At 50.2% G+C, this 15,903-nt stretch carries 14 protein-coding genes and 1 pseudogene; 8 read left to right on the top strand and 7 right to left on the bottom strand.

All coding sequences use genetic code 11. From position 1 onward, the window contains the following. The first annotated feature begins 128 nt into the window (after window positions 1-128). Both V9K67_RS26230 and V9K67_RS26225 read left to right on the top strand, forming a co-directional pair. Complete coding sequence (locus V9K67_RS26230) at window positions 129-362, top strand: hypothetical protein (RefSeq protein WP_336727952.1); 234 nt, start codon at window positions 129-131, stop codon at window positions 360-362. 924 nt (window positions 363-1,286) lie between these two features. Then, the gene (locus V9K67_RS26225; protein WP_336727951.1) at window positions 1,287-2,894 is read left to right on the top strand and encodes a Na+/H+ antiporter; all 1,608 of its coding nucleotides are present in this window, start codon (window positions 1,287-1,289) and stop codon (window positions 2,892-2,894) included. A gap of 302 nt (window positions 2,895-3,196) precedes the next feature. On the opposite strand, the gene V9K67_RS26220 is transcribed toward V9K67_RS26225, so the two are convergent. Both V9K67_RS26220 and V9K67_RS26215 read right to left on the bottom strand, forming a co-directional pair. Next, the gene (locus V9K67_RS26220) at window positions 3,197-3,481 is read right to left on the bottom strand and encodes a hypothetical protein (RefSeq protein ID WP_336727950.1); all 285 of its coding nucleotides are present in this window, start codon (window positions 3,479-3,481) and stop codon (window positions 3,197-3,199) included. 45 nt (window positions 3,482-3,526) lie between these two features. Beyond that, a complete protein-coding gene (locus tag V9K67_RS26215) occupies window positions 3,527-3,877 on the bottom strand; it encodes a hypothetical protein (RefSeq protein ID WP_336727948.1) in 351 nt (116 codons plus the stop codon). 912 nt (window positions 3,878-4,789) lie between these two features. On the opposite strand from V9K67_RS26215, the gene V9K67_RS26210 reads away from it, so the two are divergent. The 4 genes from V9K67_RS26210 (at window position 4,790) to tnpB (ending at window position 8,007) form a co-directional block, all read left to right on the top strand. Beyond that, entirely contained in the window at window positions 4,790-6,697 is a 1,908-nt protein-coding gene (locus V9K67_RS26210) for a sensor histidine kinase (RefSeq protein WP_336727945.1), read from the top strand. A 312-nt stretch (window positions 6,698-7,009) separates the two neighbouring features. Beyond that, window positions 7,010-7,234, top strand: coding sequence for a response regulator (locus V9K67_RS26205; RefSeq protein WP_336727943.1), 225 nt, complete (start codon window positions 7,010-7,012; stop codon window positions 7,232-7,234). Between the two features lie 68 nt (window positions 7,235-7,302). After that, on the top strand, window positions 7,303-7,656 hold the full coding sequence (tnpA, locus tag V9K67_RS26200; protein ID WP_336727941.1) for an IS66 family insertion sequence element accessory protein TnpA: 354 nt from the start codon (window positions 7,303-7,305) through the stop codon (window positions 7,654-7,656). A gap of 3 nt (window positions 7,657-7,659) precedes the next feature. After that, a complete protein-coding gene (gene tnpB, locus V9K67_RS26195) occupies window positions 7,660-8,007 on the top strand; it encodes an IS66 family insertion sequence element accessory protein TnpB (protein WP_336727939.1) in 348 nt (115 codons plus the stop codon). 106 nt (window positions 8,008-8,113) lie between these two features. On the opposite strand, the gene V9K67_RS26190 is transcribed toward tnpB, so the two are convergent. After that, window positions 8,114-8,563: a hypothetical protein gene (locus V9K67_RS26190; protein WP_336727937.1), complete on the bottom strand. Its 450-nt coding sequence runs from the start codon at window positions 8,561-8,563 to the stop codon at window positions 8,114-8,116. A 217-nt stretch (window positions 8,564-8,780) separates the two neighbouring features. Here V9K67_RS26190 and tnpC point away from each other — a divergent pair, with 217 nt between their 5' ends. After that, window positions 8,781-10,295, top strand: coding sequence for an IS66 family transposase (gene tnpC / locus V9K67_RS26185; RefSeq protein ID WP_336727935.1), 1,515 nt, complete (start codon window positions 8,781-8,783; stop codon window positions 10,293-10,295). A gap of 92 nt (window positions 10,296-10,387) precedes the next feature. Here tnpC and istB read toward each other — a convergent pair whose 3' ends face one another. Together istB and istA are read right to left on the bottom strand one after the other, a co-directional pair. Further along, window positions 10,388-11,116, bottom strand: coding sequence for an IS21-like element helper ATPase IstB (istB, locus tag V9K67_RS26180; protein WP_336727933.1), 729 nt, complete (start codon window positions 11,114-11,116; stop codon window positions 10,388-10,390). Window positions 11,117-11,158: 42 nt separating this feature from the next. Further along, window positions 11,159-12,688: an IS21 family transposase gene (gene istA / locus V9K67_RS26175; RefSeq protein WP_336727931.1), complete on the bottom strand. Its 1,530-nt coding sequence runs from the start codon at window positions 12,686-12,688 to the stop codon at window positions 11,159-11,161. Between the two features lie 422 nt (window positions 12,689-13,110). Between istA and V9K67_RS26170 the strand changes: the two genes are divergently transcribed. After that, window positions 13,111-13,785 (top strand): hypothetical protein, encoded by a 675-nt coding sequence (locus V9K67_RS26170; RefSeq protein WP_336727929.1) that lies wholly within the window; start codon window positions 13,111-13,113, stop codon window positions 13,783-13,785. A 175-nt stretch (window positions 13,786-13,960) separates the two neighbouring features. Here the strand turns inward: V9K67_RS26170 and V9K67_RS26165 are convergent. Together V9K67_RS26165 and V9K67_RS26160 are read right to left on the bottom strand one after the other, a co-directional pair. Further along, a pseudogene (locus V9K67_RS26165) lies at window positions 13,961-15,033 on the bottom strand (IS3 family transposase); the annotation flags it as partial. Between the two features lie 277 nt (window positions 15,034-15,310). Next, window positions 15,311-15,829 carry an abortive infection family protein gene (locus V9K67_RS26160; protein ID WP_414696818.1) on the bottom strand — a complete coding sequence of 173 codons (519 nt, stop codon included), beginning with the start codon at window positions 15,827-15,829 and terminating at the stop codon, window positions 15,311-15,313. Window positions 15,830-15,903 lie beyond the last annotated feature (74 nt).

Below are 15,903 nucleotides of genomic sequence, written 5' to 3'. Positions count from 1 at the left end.
GGTATAGCATGATTATTGGGCAGTAATGGCCGGAGCGATGCTTATTCTTACTCCTTGTTCCCTCCCGGAAGCAGTGAACAGCCAGTAATGAATTTATTTTTTGAATCCACGAATAAACGCTGGCGGTCATGGCAATTAAAATAGAAGTTTTATACAACGGGGCCCTGGCGCACTACGAGGTCCGGAGAAACCTGCTGGGAAGCTATAGCGTCTCTCTTTCCTATTACGAAGGGAACGGAGGAGGCGGACAGCCGCCTTCCGTTATTACCGTATATATTCATGCCAACAGCTGTTTGGGAAACCCGGGCAACCAGGATCTGCTGGACGACATCGGGCTCCGGATAAGCGAACAAAAGCACTGATGCCCCGACTTCCCATTGCCAAAAACCACTCCCTTTTCCGCGGATCCCGCTGCCGGCATAGATACCCATACACCGCCCCCTGGAACCTGTTATACGTACGTGAGAATAGTTGACACAGCTTTCATGCGTGGTAACCCTGCGGGAAAATACAAGGAGGGACCAGCTCAACCTGTATTTACCTCCAAGTTTACGCCCTGTCTATGTGGAGGTGACGTCAATGTCATCAAAATCTGAACAATAACTTGATGGATCGCTTAGTAAGCTTACCTTCACACCTCGCTTTACTACTACTGGTTCTCCTAAAAGCCTTTACAGCAAGTATGGAAACTATTTTTCTTCACCTTCAATTCCACTGTATTGGCTATCCCGGTTCACCTTTCAGTCGACAGCACTTCCCTGACTTATGATATGGAAAGTGTTGTAGATGGCCTTTTTATTGCAAAATAAATACCCCGAGGGCTATGATTCTTCTTTATCACCTGCCACAAAAGATGCACTTGTACCGTACAGCTGCCGGCTGGAAAGGGGACCATTACCGAAGCGATATTATACAAGCTATAGGACTGCAAATTGACCAGGTAATCAAGCCTTAAGAATGCGATTACCTGTATCCCTGCAAGAAAGTATGTCCCCCGATGAGGCGACCGGTAGGTATTCGCTGGTATTTATTCCTTGGTTTATGAATTAACTCTTTGCTACCGGAAAGAAGCCCTCTTCCCGGCACCGGTCCCTCCCGGGGGCTTTTAGCCGGCTTAAGAACGATCGATCCGTCCGGAAGGGAGGGAAATCCTTCCAGGAGACGGGGATCCTGGTTCACCGGTATCTGTTTTGCAAGGGAGTCTGTCTATGTATACCGGAGGCCGCCGGTGCCCCGGTTCGTGCATCAGGAAGCGTATGGGTAACTTTGAAATTGTTATTTTTTTAATGGCTATTCTTATCAGCCTGTCCGCAATTGCCGACAAGCTAAAGCTGCCTTATCCCATACTGCTGGTGTCGGTTGGTTTGCTCATTGGGTTTGTCCCCTTTTTGCCCGACCTTGCCTTGGAGCCGGACATAGTTTTCCTGATGTTTCTTCCCCCGTTGCTGTACGATGCAGCGGCCAAAACTTCGTGGCAGGATTTCCGGACCTCGATAAAGCCGATTTCGGCGCTGGCCATTACCCTGGTCTTTTTTACGGCTACTGCCGTTGCCGTGGCAGCCCATTACGTTATCCCCGGCTTTAGCTGGCCCTTGGCTTTTCTGTTAGGAGCGATCGTTTCTCCTCCCGATGCCGTAGCGGCCACCAGTTTGATCAAGGGCCTTGGCCTGAACAAAAAGGTCCTTACGATCCTGGAAGGTGAAAGCCTGGTCAATGATGCGTCCGCCCTCATCGCCTATCGCTATGCCCTTGCAGCTGTCTCCACCGGGGCCTTTATTTTCTGGCGGGCCGGGTTGCAGTTTTTATTTGTCGCCGGCGGTGGAATAATCGTGGGACTGCTGATTGGCGGGGTGTTCGTATTTGTCCATAAACAAATCAGGCATAATTCCCTTGTGGAAACCAGCTTATCGCTGTTAACCCCTTTCGTTTCCTACCTATCGGCCGAGCATGTACATACATCCGGCGTATTGGCGGTGGTCAGTGCCGGCCTGCTGGTTTCGAGGCATGCCACCGAAGTGTTTACGTATCAGACCCGGATGCGCAACCGGGCGGTTTGGGACACGCTTATTTTTTTGCTCAATGGTTTTGTCTTTATTCTCATAGGGCTCCAGCTGCCTGCCATATTAAAGGGACTGGTTGCCTACACGCCGGCAGAGCTGATCGGTTATGGATTGATTATCAGCGCGGTTACCATCCTGGTCCGCATTGCCTGGGTGTTTGCAGGCGCCTATTCCCCGCTGCTGTTCACAGGGAAAAAGCCGGCACCTGGCCTGCCGGCAGAAGAGGAGCAGGAAATTCCCTGGAAAAACCTGATGATCATAGCCTGGGTAGGCACCAGGGGCGTGGTGTCCCTGGCAACAGCGATGGCGCTCCCGTTAACCTTAGAGGATGGGAGTGCCTTTCCTCAGCGCAATATCATTTTATTCCTGGGTTTCGTGGTCATTTTTGTCACCCTGGTGGTGCAGGGAGTTTCCCTGCCCCTGCTCATCCGGCTTTTAGGCGTAACCCCCAAAGAGGATACGGACCAGGAAAGCAAAGAATTGTTATTGCTTATCGTCAACAGTGTCATCAATTTTATCGAGCATGACTTCCCCGGGCCATTGGACAATAAGTTAAAGGGGCAGATGAAAAGCAGGTACGAACAGGTAGCAGACGGGCTTTCCAGGGAAATTATCCATTTAAAAACAAGGGGTAAAGAGGAAGGGCCCTTATTATTATCACCGCTCCGCCAGCTGTTGTTTGCACAACGGGAGATCGCCCGGTTCCAGCGACAGTTGCTGATTAAGCTGCACAAGGAAGGCCGCTTTAGCGATACTGCCATCAGGAAAATAGAACAGGAATTGGACGTGGAGGAAATGAGACTGAATGTTTTGGTGGAAAAAGCCAAAGAATAGACCCGGGGTACCCGCGTTGGAAGGGGTGCGGTACCGCCACTTGCGAATCACCACGCCAGCTCCCGTTGTTTGCCCCGCAAGGCTTGCTTTCCCTTATGCCCCCTTAATTAATTCCATGATCTGCCGCCGCGCTTTCTTTGACTCCGGAAGGTTTAACAGCATCCATACATAAAGCATTTCTTCATTCTTGTACGAGTTCAGCTGAATTCCCCCTGCTTCGGCCCGCTGCTTCCGTTCGCGCGCATCCGCTTCCAGGCTTTCCCGGGAACCGATAAACGAGGAAAGTCCTTCGGGTGGTTGCGTCATTTGACAGAAGCATCCATTGTTTTTTTGCTGGTAAGGTAGCTTTCTATCTCCTGTCCTAAGGATTCCAACAACTCTTTCGCGCCTGCTCTATTATAAGCCCCGGTATTCCTGTAGCCCTTTATGCCAGCATACCTGAGATGACCGGTTTGAAGCAGCTGATCCAACGCCTCGTCATGGAATCTTATATGAAACCAGGGGTCCTGCCCTTTCTCACCCACGCTTACCAATGCAGAGGCAAGGGTACCCCGATAAAGGAATTCAACCGTAAAAATCTTTGCCATAAATGAAGTTTAAGGGCAGGCCATGCCGCACCAAAACGAAGTCTGTTATTCCATAATCTTCAGTTCCCTGCCTTTCAATAAAAAATACAGGTTCTGCAATTGATGCAACCCTTTCAATTCCACCCCGATACGGTGTTTGGAAAAATCAAGCACCCAGTAGTCCGGGTCCAGTTCCATATCGGGGCCTGTGCCGGCTACCGGTTTATTTTTCTGCCAGACCCTGAAATAATCATGAAAAGCAAAACCGCATTTTGCCAGCACTTCAGGCGTTATCGGGACAGGTGAAAAGCCATGGGAATGGCTGTCGATATCCAGGCCACTTCTTATTTGATACACTTCACCGGAAGTATCATCCATGATCCAGTTGCCTATTCTTAATTCCTGCAGGGGTATCATATATCTGTTTTTATGTTGTCTTTAATACTTTTTCAGTTTTCGATCAGGGCCATCCCTGGCCTGCCCTAAGTACTTTTCATGAAGCGAAGTGGCAATATAAAAGCAGGTGTAAAAATTGAAACCGGGCAGCCGTGGGAAGGAATGAATACAAAATGCTTTTGAATAGCTGTAATGTACGTTTCTTTCCAATAGCAGGAGCATAATGTTTTAAACCGGGCCCCAGCCGGGTCTCCGGCATCCGCTGACGACAGCCGGCACTTGTAAACCCATACGTTGGGCACTGTATGGGGAATAATGGGCCTCGTGGGAATGAAGCCCCTGCTTTTATCCATAATAGCTGTTTCGTTAAATACCCCGGGATTTTCTACCCGACGGGCCACCACCGCAGCCTGTTTTTCCACCCGTTAATGGATAACCGCATATTGGTTTCCCGGATCGTATCCTCCAAAGCACAGATCAATCCGCTGATTTCATTAATCCCCTGTTGACGGGCAGTGGCTTATGAGGTTTGTCCGGCAGGTTTTTTCCTACCTTTTATTGCAGTGCTAAAAATAATCTTTGACCGCATGGATGAATAAAAGCCCCGGGCCTTATTGGGAGATGAAGTGCCTGCGGAGCATATTGGTGTGGTTGGGCTGAAACGCTGGATCCACAATACCCTATAAACTGCAAAGCGGCAAGGCTGAAGAAAAAGCAGGGGACGGGTAATGCGACAATCGCTCCCTTTGAACCAAAGGCAACATGCCGTCCCGCAGTGCAGCCACAGGCATTGCTTCAATCGCGTTGCAGGAGCGATCCCAGGCCGAAACCGGCAGAGCTCCCGGAATTATCCCGGTGGTGGGATACCCGGATCTCAACCAAGGGAAAGGAACGATCTGCCAAACATCGTAAATTGTGGTAATCCAAATAAAAATGGAACAACTCCCATACGATCCCCAGTTCTTTTCCGAACTTTTCGACGCTCAGTCCCAGGGTCTTATTTGGGCAAGGCCCGTTTTTGCGGATGGGAACGGGCCTCCTGTCGATTTCCAGCTGGTCTATTGCAACAAAGAAGGCTGCAAACCCTTCGATTTATCCCGGCAGGAGCTAGCAGGCCTTTGCATTTCAAACATCCCGACCCTGAGCGGGGAGGTAAAGGGTGCCGTCCTCCAGGAAATGATCCGGGTATATCAAACCGGGGAAAAGTCCCAAACCCCGATCGTTAACCTACGGACCAACCGGCGTTTTCTGGCCCGGTTTACCCGCTTGCGGGGCGGCGTATTCATTGAATTTGGGGATATCACCGAAGAGACCCCTGCCGGCAATGAACGGGACGGTCTAAGTGTACTGGCCGACAGCATCCTGTCCGCTTCTCCAAACGGTATATTGATTGCCCGTGCCGTGCACGACCACGCAGGCAGGGTGGTGGACTTCTTAATCGAGCGGGTCAACCCGGCTTTGCCCCGGATGTTATCGCTTTCCGAAGAGCAGTTCCTTCAAAAGTCCACTGTCGGCATTTTCCCCACCGAACTTCAAACAGGGGTCTTTGAAATGCTCCGCCGTGTTTTTCAAACCGGTACCCCGTCCTACATGGAGGTCCACTACCTGGAAGGGCGCCTCGACGCCTGGTTCCAGGTTTCTTTCGTAAAGCTGGACGATAGCCTCCTGGCGGGCTTTACCGATATCAGCCCGCAAAAAAATGCCACCAGGACGATCGAGCAGCAACTAAGCCTGCTGGAAAACATCCTGAAGCGCTCCTCCAGCGGCATTTCTGTGGGTGCAGCGATCCGGGACCGGCAAGGCCGGATCACCGACCTGGGACCGCTTGTGGTCAACGAGGCCGCCGTAAAGCTGACGGGCATTCCCAAAGAAGTGTACCTGTCACAGACCCTCACCCAGCTGGTCCCCCAATACTGGAAGTCATCCTATTTACAGTGGTGTATCCGGGTCTTGAAGACGGGGAAACCCCGGCATGCCGAGCTCTTCTGTGAGCCAACCGGAAAGTGGCTGGAGATCTCCCTTTTCCGGATAGACCCCAGCCAGCTTATTGCCATTCTGACGGATATTTCCTCCCTTAAGGAAGCCCAACTCGACCTGGAGCATTCGGTGAAGGAACTGAAACGGTCCAACACCAGCCTGGAGGAGTTTACCTACGCCGCCTCCCACGACCTTCATGAGCCATTACGAAAGATCCAATACTTTTCAGAGCGCCTGAAAAAGGGGCTTACCACTACTCCTGTAGCGGAAAGCATCCGGATGCTGGAGCGCATGGTAAGTGCGGCAGCGTGGATGAGAAGAGTGATCGACGACCTGTTGCTGTACGCAAAAGTGAGCGAAAAGCCCCATTTGCAGGTAAAGGTTCGTCTGAATGCAGTGGTCCAGGAGGTGCTTCATGAGCTTAAGGATCCCATCCACCAAACCGGCACCCTGGTGCATGTGGAGCAACTGCCCGGAATCCCTGGAGACCCGGCGCAACTGCGGCTGTTATTTCAAAACCTGATCAGTAATGCGCTCAAGTACCGCAGGGAAGATCGGACCCCGGAAATCTGGGTGCGCAGCAAGATGGTGCGGGAAGGGGAAGCGACGCTCCGGCAGTTTGCCGCAGGCGGTGGCGGCCCTTATTACCTCATAGAAGTGGCAGACAACGGCATCGGATTCGAGCCGGAGCATGCCGAAAAGGTCTTCCAGATCTTCCAGCGCCTGCATGGGCGCCAGGAGTACGAGGGGACCGGAGTAGGCCTTGCTATTGTGCAAAAGGTGGTAGCGAACCACCGTGGCTCTGTTCTGGCTAACAGCGAATTGGGAAAAGGGGCAAGCTTCCAGGTGCTGCTGCCGGCATAGCATTGTGTGGCCCCTGGAGGGCAATGCCGCCGGGTGGCCCCATCATTCGGCCGGGTTTATCCTGTAAATCTGAAAATCCCTCGCTTTTCCCCCTTCCTCCCGGTTGGCACGAGCCACAAAAATCCCATTCAGGGAAGCATCCAGGATGCTGTTGGCAAAGGCCTTCTGGCGTTCCGGTTCCCGGATCAGGGGTGCTTCTCTATAGGCTTTTATTGCCGGCAACTTAATCAGGTATGCTTCTTGAACGATTATTGGGATGAAAAATGGCCTGCCCTTTTCGATCCTGGTAGTGGATGATGAGAAGATGACCGCATGATGATCGATGAGGCCTTTAAAAAAATCGGCTATGAGGCGGAAGTGAAAAAATTTATGAATGGAAAATCCCTTCTGCGTTACCTGGAAGAAACAGAGCCCTCGCTTTATCCTTCCCTAATTGTACTGGACAATACGCTGCCTGCATTAGATGCCAGCGACCTGCTCGCTGTTTTAAAGTCCAGCCCTTCTTATCATCCCATCCCCGTAGTGGTTTATACGTAAGCAAACGAGCAACAGCATTTTGCCGGGCAGTTTGATGGGTGATAGCTTTGCCCTAAAACCAAACGGGCATGGACAAAGCCACCAAAAAGCAACGAGTTAAGCGGACCGACAAGGATAAACTGGACCTGATCCATCAATGGGAAAAGAGCGGCCTTCCTATTGCATCCTTCTGCCGCCAGCAGGATTTCTCCGACTCCCTATTCCATTCCTGGTTGAAAGAGTACCGCCGCCATACAACCACGCCACTAGAAAACAACTTTATTCCCCTCCAGATCACCGAGCCAGTTCCTGCTATGCCGGACGACCAACCTACCCCTTCACCAGAAAATTCTCTACCCTTCGCCGAACTGGTCCTGGCTGGAGGAAGCATCAAGCTTTACCAGCCGGTAGGGGCGGATTATTTACGAACCCTAATATCCTGACCTATGCTGGCCTTAAGCGATTCCTGCCGCTACTTCCTATTTCGGACAGCCTGCGACATGCGGAAAGGGTTTTACACCTTGGCCAGCATCGTCCGGGAACAGATGATGGGAGATCCGCTGAGCGGCGATATCTTCATCTTCCTGAGCCGGCGGCGCAACCAGGTAAAGCTGCTGCGCTGGGAGGGGGATGGCTTTGCCCTGTACTCCAAGCGCCTGGAACAAGGAACCTTCGAGATACCGATGGCCTTGGAAGAAGGCTCTTTTCGCATATGCCACAAGGAGCTGATGCTGATCCTGCAAGGCATATCCCTGAGGCAGGTTCGCTACCGCAAACGGTATGCGAAGGTTTGATGAAGAGAGTCAATGCGCCCAAAAACCAAGTTTGGGGCTTCAACTGCCCTGCTCCTGTGATCAGTACCCCTTGAATACATATTGTGTGTCTAAGTTATGAGCAGCCTTAGTAATACTCTTTTATTGGCTCATTTCTTACACCGACAGTTATCTTCGGGCCACTCCCCGTTAACCTTGCTGAATCTACAAATCCATATACCCGGAGCAAGGTTGCGCTGTCGACTGGTTTTAAATAAGAGTACCTAATTATCACCCACTTGTCTTTGCCAAGCATCAGAGGATGACTTTCCTTGATCCTTCCACCATCTGCTTCAATGATGATGTTGTATTTCCCTTTTAAGGCTCTCTTGCTGAACGTGTATTGTATGTCTGGAGCAACAGTTGAACGGTGGAGTGGGCCTGAATAAATCACGTCTCCACCAAACTTCACAGTTATATCTGTTGTCGGTTTGTCTTTACTAAAGTTAATAAGATGAAAATTAGCCTTGGGATAGAAGGAATCGCACCCTATTAGAAGCGATAGCAACAGTAGCATTAAAAACGATTGTATTTTCAAGCTGATTGTTTAGTGACCTTTTACAATTTAAATATACGAACCCTTACTTTTATAAGTTCGCTAATTCTTAGCGTCGCCATCTATTTCAAAACTTCAATTTCCCCTTGATGCGTGCAGGTGTTAAGCCTGAATAGAAGCAGTCTTAACGTCTAAAATTATAGAAAATAACCATCCTTTTCCTTTGAAATCAGCGCTGTATGGGGCATATTTGTAGGGAATGGAAGCCGCCCCTGCCATAGATTACAAGGCCCTCTACGAGCAGTCTCAAGTGGAATTGCACGAGGCCCGCGGCACCATTGCTGTCCTCCGGCACGAGCTGGACCGGCTTAAAAAGCAGGTCTTTGGCCACAAAGCCGAGCGCTTTGTCGGGTCCCAATCCCCGAATCCTTCCCAACTTGCACTGGACCTGAATGCCGAAACCGTAGCCGAGGTAACCGTCACCGGGAAGAAAAAGGTGCAATACACCCGCACTATAGTCGAGAAAAGGCCAACGTACCACCCCGGCCGGTACGCCCTGCCGGCCTGGTTACGCCGGGAGGAGATTCGCCTGGAACCGGACAACGTCCCGCCAGGCAGCATTGCCATTGGGGAGGCGGTTACCGAGGTGCTGGAGATCACCCCTTCGGAGCTCTATGTCAAACGGATCATCCGCGTCAAGTATCTAACGCCGGCAGAGGCAGGGCACGACGGCTCCAGGATCATCGTGGCGCCGTTGCCGGTCCAGCCCGTTCAGAAGTGTATTGCCGGCCCCAGCCTTCTGGCGCAAATCCTGATCGACAAATTCGCTTATCATATGCCCTGCTACCGGCAGGTACAACGCTTTGAGCACGCCGGCACCACCTTACCTTATTCCACTATCATCGGGTGGATCGGAAGCGCCTGTAACCTCTTGGAAGTGCTGTACGAAGCCCTAAAGAAGGAGGTGCTGAGCGCCGGTTACCTCCATGCCGACGAGACCGGCATTAAGGTTTTGGATCGCAACAAGGCGGGGAAGAAGGTGCACAACGGCTTTTTCTGGGTGTACCAGGACAGCCTACGCCGGCTGGTGTTCTTCGATTACCAGAAAAACCGGAACAAAAAGGCCCCGGAGGGCATCCTTAAAGACTTCAAGGGACACTTGCAAACCGATGGCTACGAGGTCTATGACAAATACGACAATAAGGAAGGGGTCATTCACCTGAACTGTATGGCACACGCCCGCCGGTACTTCATGGAGGCCCTTAAAACTGATAAAGAGCGGGCGGAGTACGCCCTGGAAAGGTTTCAACAACTGTACGCCGTCGAACGAAGGTGCCGGGATGCGGAAAACTCCTTTGAGAAAATCAGGGAGGTCCGGCAGGAAGAATCGGTACAAATCCTGGAGGAACTGGGAAAGTGGATGCAGGAGCAACTGCCAAAGGTGCTGCCCAAAAGCCCTATGGGCAAAGCGCTGGCCTACTCAGTCAAGCGGTGGGAAAAGCTATGCCGGTATACGGAGAACGGCATGCTGCAGATCGACAGCAACCTCATCGAGAACTCTATCCGCCCAGTAGCCTTGGGTCGAAAGAACTTTTTGTTTACCGGATCTCACGATGCGGCCCCACGTGCTGCGATGATGTACAGCCTGCTGGGCTGCTGCCGTATGCACGGGATCAACCCGCTGGAGTGGCTTACCGATGTACTGGCCCGCCTGCCCATGCACCCGATTGTCTATTCCGTTGAAGCTGACCCCCTCATTCCGGATGCAAGCTGACCCCGTTTAGGGGCATGATGAGGAGCTAATAAAAAGAGCGTTTTGAGGATGTGCTTTTCCGGATCAAAGATATTGTTTCAACCTGTGCCGCACTACTGTTTTTTTCTTCTCCTGGATTCTCCCTTCAGCTCTATTCGATGGGCCTTTGCTGTCAACCTGTCCATAATGGCGTCAGCCAGCGTTGGTTCATTAATATAGTCATGCCACTTCGATACAGGAAGCTGCGAAGCAATCACCACCGGCTTTTTTCCATACCGGTCTTCCAGGATCTGCAACAGGGCCACTTTCATGGTCTGGTCCAGTGGCTGAAGACCAAAATCATCCAGGATGATCAGGGGCGCCCTTTCCATTTGATTCAGCACCTTGATGTATGTGCCATCCAGTTTGGCAAGCATGATCTTTTCGATCAGCCGGTTCATGTTCAGGTACAGGGTTTTGTGTCCCTGCAGGCAAGCCTGGTGGCCAAGGGCGCAGGCCAAAAAGCTTTTGCCGCAGCCAGTGGCCCCGGTAATCAACACCGTCTCTCCCTGGTGAAGGTAATGCCCCTCCATCAAGGCCGATAGCTGCTCCTTGCTGATTCCGCGACCAGCGGAGCAGTCTACCTGTTCCAGCGTGGCCGGCAGGCGCAGCTTCGCTGCCTTCAGGTAATTGGCGGTACGCTCCGAAGACCGCGCCAGTACTTCGGACTCCACCAGCCGGGCAATGAGCTCATGGGCGTCCAGTTGCTGGTGCAGCGGCAGTTCCAGCTGCATTTTGTAAGAAGAAGCCATGCCCTGCAGCTTCAGTTGCTGCAGTTGTTCGAGGGTTTGCGTTGTGTTCATATTGGGGTTATTTGTTTGAGGACGAGGGTAAGCCGGTATCTGTCAGTAGTAGTGCTCCGCTCCGCGGATATTTTCATGCAGGGGCAAAGGAGCCGCTTCCAGGACCAGTGGCTGGCGGTCCAGCCCGCATTCCAGGATGTTTTTGATCATGGTATAGTTGATCCGCGTGCCGGTCAGTGCCCTTGCGCAGGCAGCCTCCAGCCGCTGCTGGCCAAAGGCGTTTTCCAGCATCAGCACGCCAATGCAGCTCTTGTAGTTCTGTTCGGGAAAAAAGCTGGCTGTAAGAATGTGCCCGACTACCTGGTGGGTATGGGTGCCGACCTTACGGGCCTTTTCCAACAGCTCTTCCGAAGTCCAGCCCATCACCTGTTGCGCATGGCGGTGGCTGGAGGGCATGTGGTCAGGCTGGGTATTATAGCCCTTCAGGGTATGACTGCGCCGATGGAAGGCGATGCGGGAGTGCTCGTAATACACCTCCACGGTCTTGTTGTCAAAGAGGACCTTTACTTTCTTACCCACGTAGGTAAAAGGAATGCTGTAATAATTGCGGTCCTCAGGCAGTTGTATATGGTAATTACGCTGCACGGTGGCCATGGTGCACCGTTTTAGTTCAAAGGCTGCCGCAGGCAGTTCTTTAAGCACCGGCTGCTCATATTGCTCAAAGAGATGGCGACGGCTGTAAGAAGAGCCCTTATAGGCCTTGTCATTGAGCTTTTGCAGCTGCAGGGCCATGGCTGCATTGAGCTCTCCCAGGCTGGTAAAGACCTCGTTACGCAAGGGGGCATAGATGTGGGTGTAGACAATGCTGACGCAGCGTTCCACCATGGCTTTATCCCGGGGTTTGTAAGGCCGTGCAGCACTGAAGGTGGTGGCAAAGTGCTCGCTGAGCTGGTAGCACATGTCGGTAAAGAGGGGTTCATAGCGGCTGGGACGTACCACGGCAGTCTTAAGGTTATCACAGAGGATGGTTTGGGCAGCGCCGCCATAAAAGGTGAGCATGGAGTTAATGCAGTCGATAAAATCATAGGTGTTTTGGGTATGTACGGCCTTGCAGAAGACCAGTCCGCTGTGGGGCAGTACCGAAACAAACACCTGGCAGGGGATGATCTCCCTGCTTTGGGCATCGGTATAGGAAAGCTTTTTTCCGGCAAAGTCAACCATGATGGTCAGGCCGGCACGGTGTTCCAGGTGCATGACAACTTCCTTTTGCTGGAGGTATTCGCTAAAGCGGAAGCAGTACTGGCTGTAGTTATAGCCGTCGGGGTGCTGCTCTTTGTATTCCTGCCAGAGAAGTTGCCGGGTGACGCCGACTTTCTTTACCTCGGTTTCGGCATAGCAGAAGTGTTGGAGCAGGGAGGTGTAGCGTTCGCTTTTGAAGGTGGTGGTATCGTCATTATAGGCAATGGAAGCCAATTGGTTATCATCAGCCGGAGTGGATGGCTCTGTGTCGGTGTTTGCAGTGCGGGCCAGGTACTTTTTTACGGTATTGCGGGCCAGTCCTGTATGGCGTGCGATGGCTTTTATGGAGAAGCCGTCGTTTTGGAGTTGAAGGATTTGTTTGAGTTGTTCCATTTCTATTGCTTTTGCTGCCATTGCTCCTTGTTGATTTTAGAGGAGCAAATGACGAGGAAAAGCAGCATCACAGAACGCTTTATTGCCAGGAAGAGGGGTCAACATGTGCCGGAATGACAGCGGCCGGGTATTCCGGCAGAGGGGTCAAAATATTCCGGAACAGGCCAATGGCCATCCCTTTCCCTGGGGGTCAACATGCCCCGGAATGGGTCGAAAGCCGGGAAGAAAACCTTTACATGGGTGGGGTCAGCTTCGTCCGGAATAAGGGGGTCAGCTTGAAAACGGAATTAGGGGGTCACAATAGCCCGGAATTTACACCCGATCAATGGGGTAAAGGAACTGCTGCCCCATAAATGGCGATTGATGAAAGTGTCGCCGATTGGTTTAAATTGAAAAGAAGCTTATTGATTGATTGAGAATAAATGAAAACAGCCGCCATTTTAATACTTATTTCTTTATCGGCATTGCACTTTTATTGTAATGCTCATAATGAAAAGGGAAATGCTCCTATTAAAGGTCAGGCTCAAGACACAACGTTTTTGAAGGACATTCCGTACAGGCCTGGCAGACCGGATATATTTTATAGGGAAATGAAACGGGATATAGCTGACCTGAATCTGGACACCTTAGAAGCAGGATTTGATTCTTTGCAAATCCGGATTTGGTGTACATATGGCAACTTAATTTACCATCAATTAATCATCCTCAAGAAAACGCAGGGCAAATGGAGTGGACATCTGCTCAGTTTTAATGGGAATGATAGAAGCCAGTATACTGGGGAAAGTCGGTTCTTTAATAGTAGAAGGCGTAGCTTAACTCCAAAGTCAGGCTGGGAAAAATTTACTCGCAAGCTGTTTGCATTGCAAATTACCACACTTCCCAGTATTACTGAGATTCCCAACTTAAAGCCAGAGGGAACCGGTGGAGATGGGGAAAATGGCATTTATGCTGTAGAGGTTGCAACACCGCATCTATATCGTTTTTACCGGTATGAAGAACTCGCAATTTATAAAGACAGATTTTGGCAGGCAAGTAATATGGAAAAAATATTGCGTTTGATGGAGAAAGAGTTTGCTTTTAAGAGGATAAACATGTAAAAGTCAATTTGTAGGCTCCCCGTTATTTAGTGCCACTTTTAGATAGAGGTTTTTAACTGGTTTTCAGGGGTTTCCTCATCGCGTTATCCACTAAACGGCTCTCTTCAATTTTTAAGTGATTTTCGTTCGCCGTTTGTGGATAACGCGGCGAACCCTCCTTTTGGTTTTGAGCATACTGCCCGGCGTAAATAAGCGGCGAAAGATAGCCAAGGGACTTGTGCGGCCGCTCGGTGTTGTAATCTTCCCGCCACTCCTCGGCCAGGATCCGGACCTCGTTCAGGCTATGAAACAAGTAGGCATTCAGCAGTTCCCTGCGCATGCTGCCGTTCTTTCGCTCGATGTAGGCATTCTGCATGGGCTTTCCCGGCTGGATATACTGCAGGGTGATATGATGATCCTCGCACCAATCCTGGAGTTTGTGGCAAATGAATTCCGGCCCATTATCGGTTCGGATATTGGCGGGCTTTCCCCTTTGCTGCACCAGGCGCTCCAGCACACGGATCACCCGAAGGGAGGGCAGGGAGGTGTCCACCTCCACGGCCAACGATTCGCGATTGAAGTCATCGATGACGTTCAGCAGGCGGAACTTTCTGCCATCCACCAGGCCGTCGCTCATGAAGTCAAGGCTCCATACCTGGTTGGGCGCTGTAGGCACCACCAGGGGTTGTTTTACCCGTTCCGGCAGCCGCTTCTTTGCTCTTCTCCTAATATTGAGTTTCATCTGTGTATACACCCTGTAGATCCTTTTATGGTTCCAAACACTGCCTTTGTTCTTCAGTCGGTAATAGCACTGCCAAAAGCCTATGGCAGCATGCTTTGTGGTAAGAGTGGTGAGGGCATCCTGCACCTCACGGTCATCCTTTGGTTTTGCCTTATACTGATAGGTGCTTCGGGATATACCCATCAGCTTGCACGCCTTTCGGTTACTTAGCTGCTCCTCCTGGGCGAGGTGGTCAACAGCTTCCCGTTTATCCTGGGGCGTCAGAACTTTTTTTCAATGAGGCCTTTCAGGGCGCGGCACTCAATACTGAGCTCGGCGAACATCTTTTTGAGTTCGGCATTCTCCCGTTCCAGGTCCTTCATTTTGACCACGTCGGAGGCTTCCATGCCGCCGTACTTCGACTTCCATGAGTAAAAGGTGGCTTCGCTGATACCCAGTTCACGGGTGATGTCTTTTACGGTAATGCCGGCTTCCTGTTTCTTCAATGCGGCTACGATCTGTACTTCGGTAAACTTTCCTTTTTTCATCTTTCAGGTTTTAAAGATAACAATCTATTGATTTGCAATCTCTATTTCCAAGTGGCCGAAATTTGGGGAAGCCTACAAATTTTCTCGACTATAAAGTTTTTAAATTATTTTTTAGGCCTGTACTTCGTCGTTTGTTTACAGCATTAATATGAAATTAAAAGTTAATTGAACAACTCGCTAAAAATATATTAACACGTAACATTTATATTTTTAGCCCCTTTTTAATTGACAATGGTTTCTGTACTTCCAGCTTGCATAGGCCACAAAAGGATTCCAATTACTGAAGTTCACTTTGTTCAATTAAAAAAATGATATTAGAACCAGTTAAGTTTAAAGCATATCGAACAAGCTGATCAGCAGCTTCTTTCTTTTCACTGCCCTGTCCATGCCCCCCTATCCGATTCCTGATTGTTGGAATGCCGCTATCTAGAACTGCCCTTAGTGAAGTAAATTGCGTTTGTAAGTATTGAGGTATCAAATTATTATCAAAGCATATCTTTAAAAGTTTACTGGATGTATCTTTTTCATCATGCGGCCACCCCTTTTGGGTGCAAATTATTTTCATTACACTTTCGAAAGCCTTTAGGCATTCTGATAAGCACTCCTTATTTCTTCCATGCCTATAATGATCATGAGCCTTAAGAAATTCTTCATTAGCATTTTGAAACAAATTATTGGATAATAACTTCAGGCTTGGTTTGGTGATTTCAGAATGAGTATAGGTTGAATCAACTCTTATTATTCTATTGGATTCAAATATATAACCAATACCATTCTCTTTAAATCTTTGATTTATACTTTACAAGGGATAAATTAGTGAGTTCTGGTTATCAAAGAATTGGAACTTTAATGGCATTAATGTTTTAAGTT

Origin of the sequence: Huijunlia imazamoxiresistens (assembly GCF_037132455.1) — a bacterium.
In the GTDB taxonomy this organism is placed as follows: Bacteria; Bacteroidota; Bacteroidia; order Chitinophagales; family Chitinophagaceae; genus Flavisolibacter; species Flavisolibacter imazamoxiresistens.
Note: the sequence above shows the minus strand (reverse complement) of the source record. Positions and strands in the feature narration are given on the sequence as shown.

Excerpts from the sequence above, each read along its gene's own strand:
- V9K67_RS26230 (WP_336727952.1), top strand. The coding sequence starts at position 129 with ATGGCAATTAAAATAGAAGTTTTATACAACGGGGCCCTGGCGCACTAC.
- V9K67_RS26225 (WP_336727951.1), top strand. The coding sequence starts at position 1,287 with ATGGCTATTCTTATCAGCCTGTCCGCAATTGCCGACAAGCTAAAGCTG.
- V9K67_RS26220 (WP_336727950.1), bottom strand. The coding sequence starts at position 3,481 with ATGGCAAAGATTTTTACGGTTGAATTCCTTTATCGGGGTACCCTTGCC.
- V9K67_RS26215 (WP_336727948.1), bottom strand. The coding sequence starts at position 3,877 with ATGATACCCCTGCAGGAATTAAGAATAGGCAACTGGATCATGGATGAT.
- V9K67_RS26210 (WP_336727945.1), top strand. The coding sequence starts at position 4,790 with ATGGAACAACTCCCATACGATCCCCAGTTCTTTTCCGAACTTTTCGAC.
- V9K67_RS26205 (WP_336727943.1), top strand. The coding sequence starts at position 7,010 with ATGATGATCGATGAGGCCTTTAAAAAAATCGGCTATGAGGCGGAAGTG.
- tnpA (WP_336727941.1), top strand. The coding sequence starts at position 7,303 with ATGGACAAAGCCACCAAAAAGCAACGAGTTAAGCGGACCGACAAGGAT.
- tnpB (WP_336727939.1), top strand. The coding sequence starts at position 7,660 with ATGCTGGCCTTAAGCGATTCCTGCCGCTACTTCCTATTTCGGACAGCC.
- tnpC (WP_336727935.1), top strand. The coding sequence starts at position 8,781 with ATGGAAGCCGCCCCTGCCATAGATTACAAGGCCCTCTACGAGCAGTCT.
- istB (WP_336727933.1), bottom strand. The coding sequence starts at position 11,116 with ATGAACACAACGCAAACCCTCGAACAACTGCAGCAACTGAAGCTGCAG.
- istA (WP_336727931.1), bottom strand. The coding sequence starts at position 12,688 with ATGGAACAACTCAAACAAATCCTTCAACTCCAAAACGACGGCTTCTCC.
- V9K67_RS26170 (WP_336727929.1), top strand. The coding sequence starts at position 13,111 with ATGAAAACAGCCGCCATTTTAATACTTATTTCTTTATCGGCATTGCAC.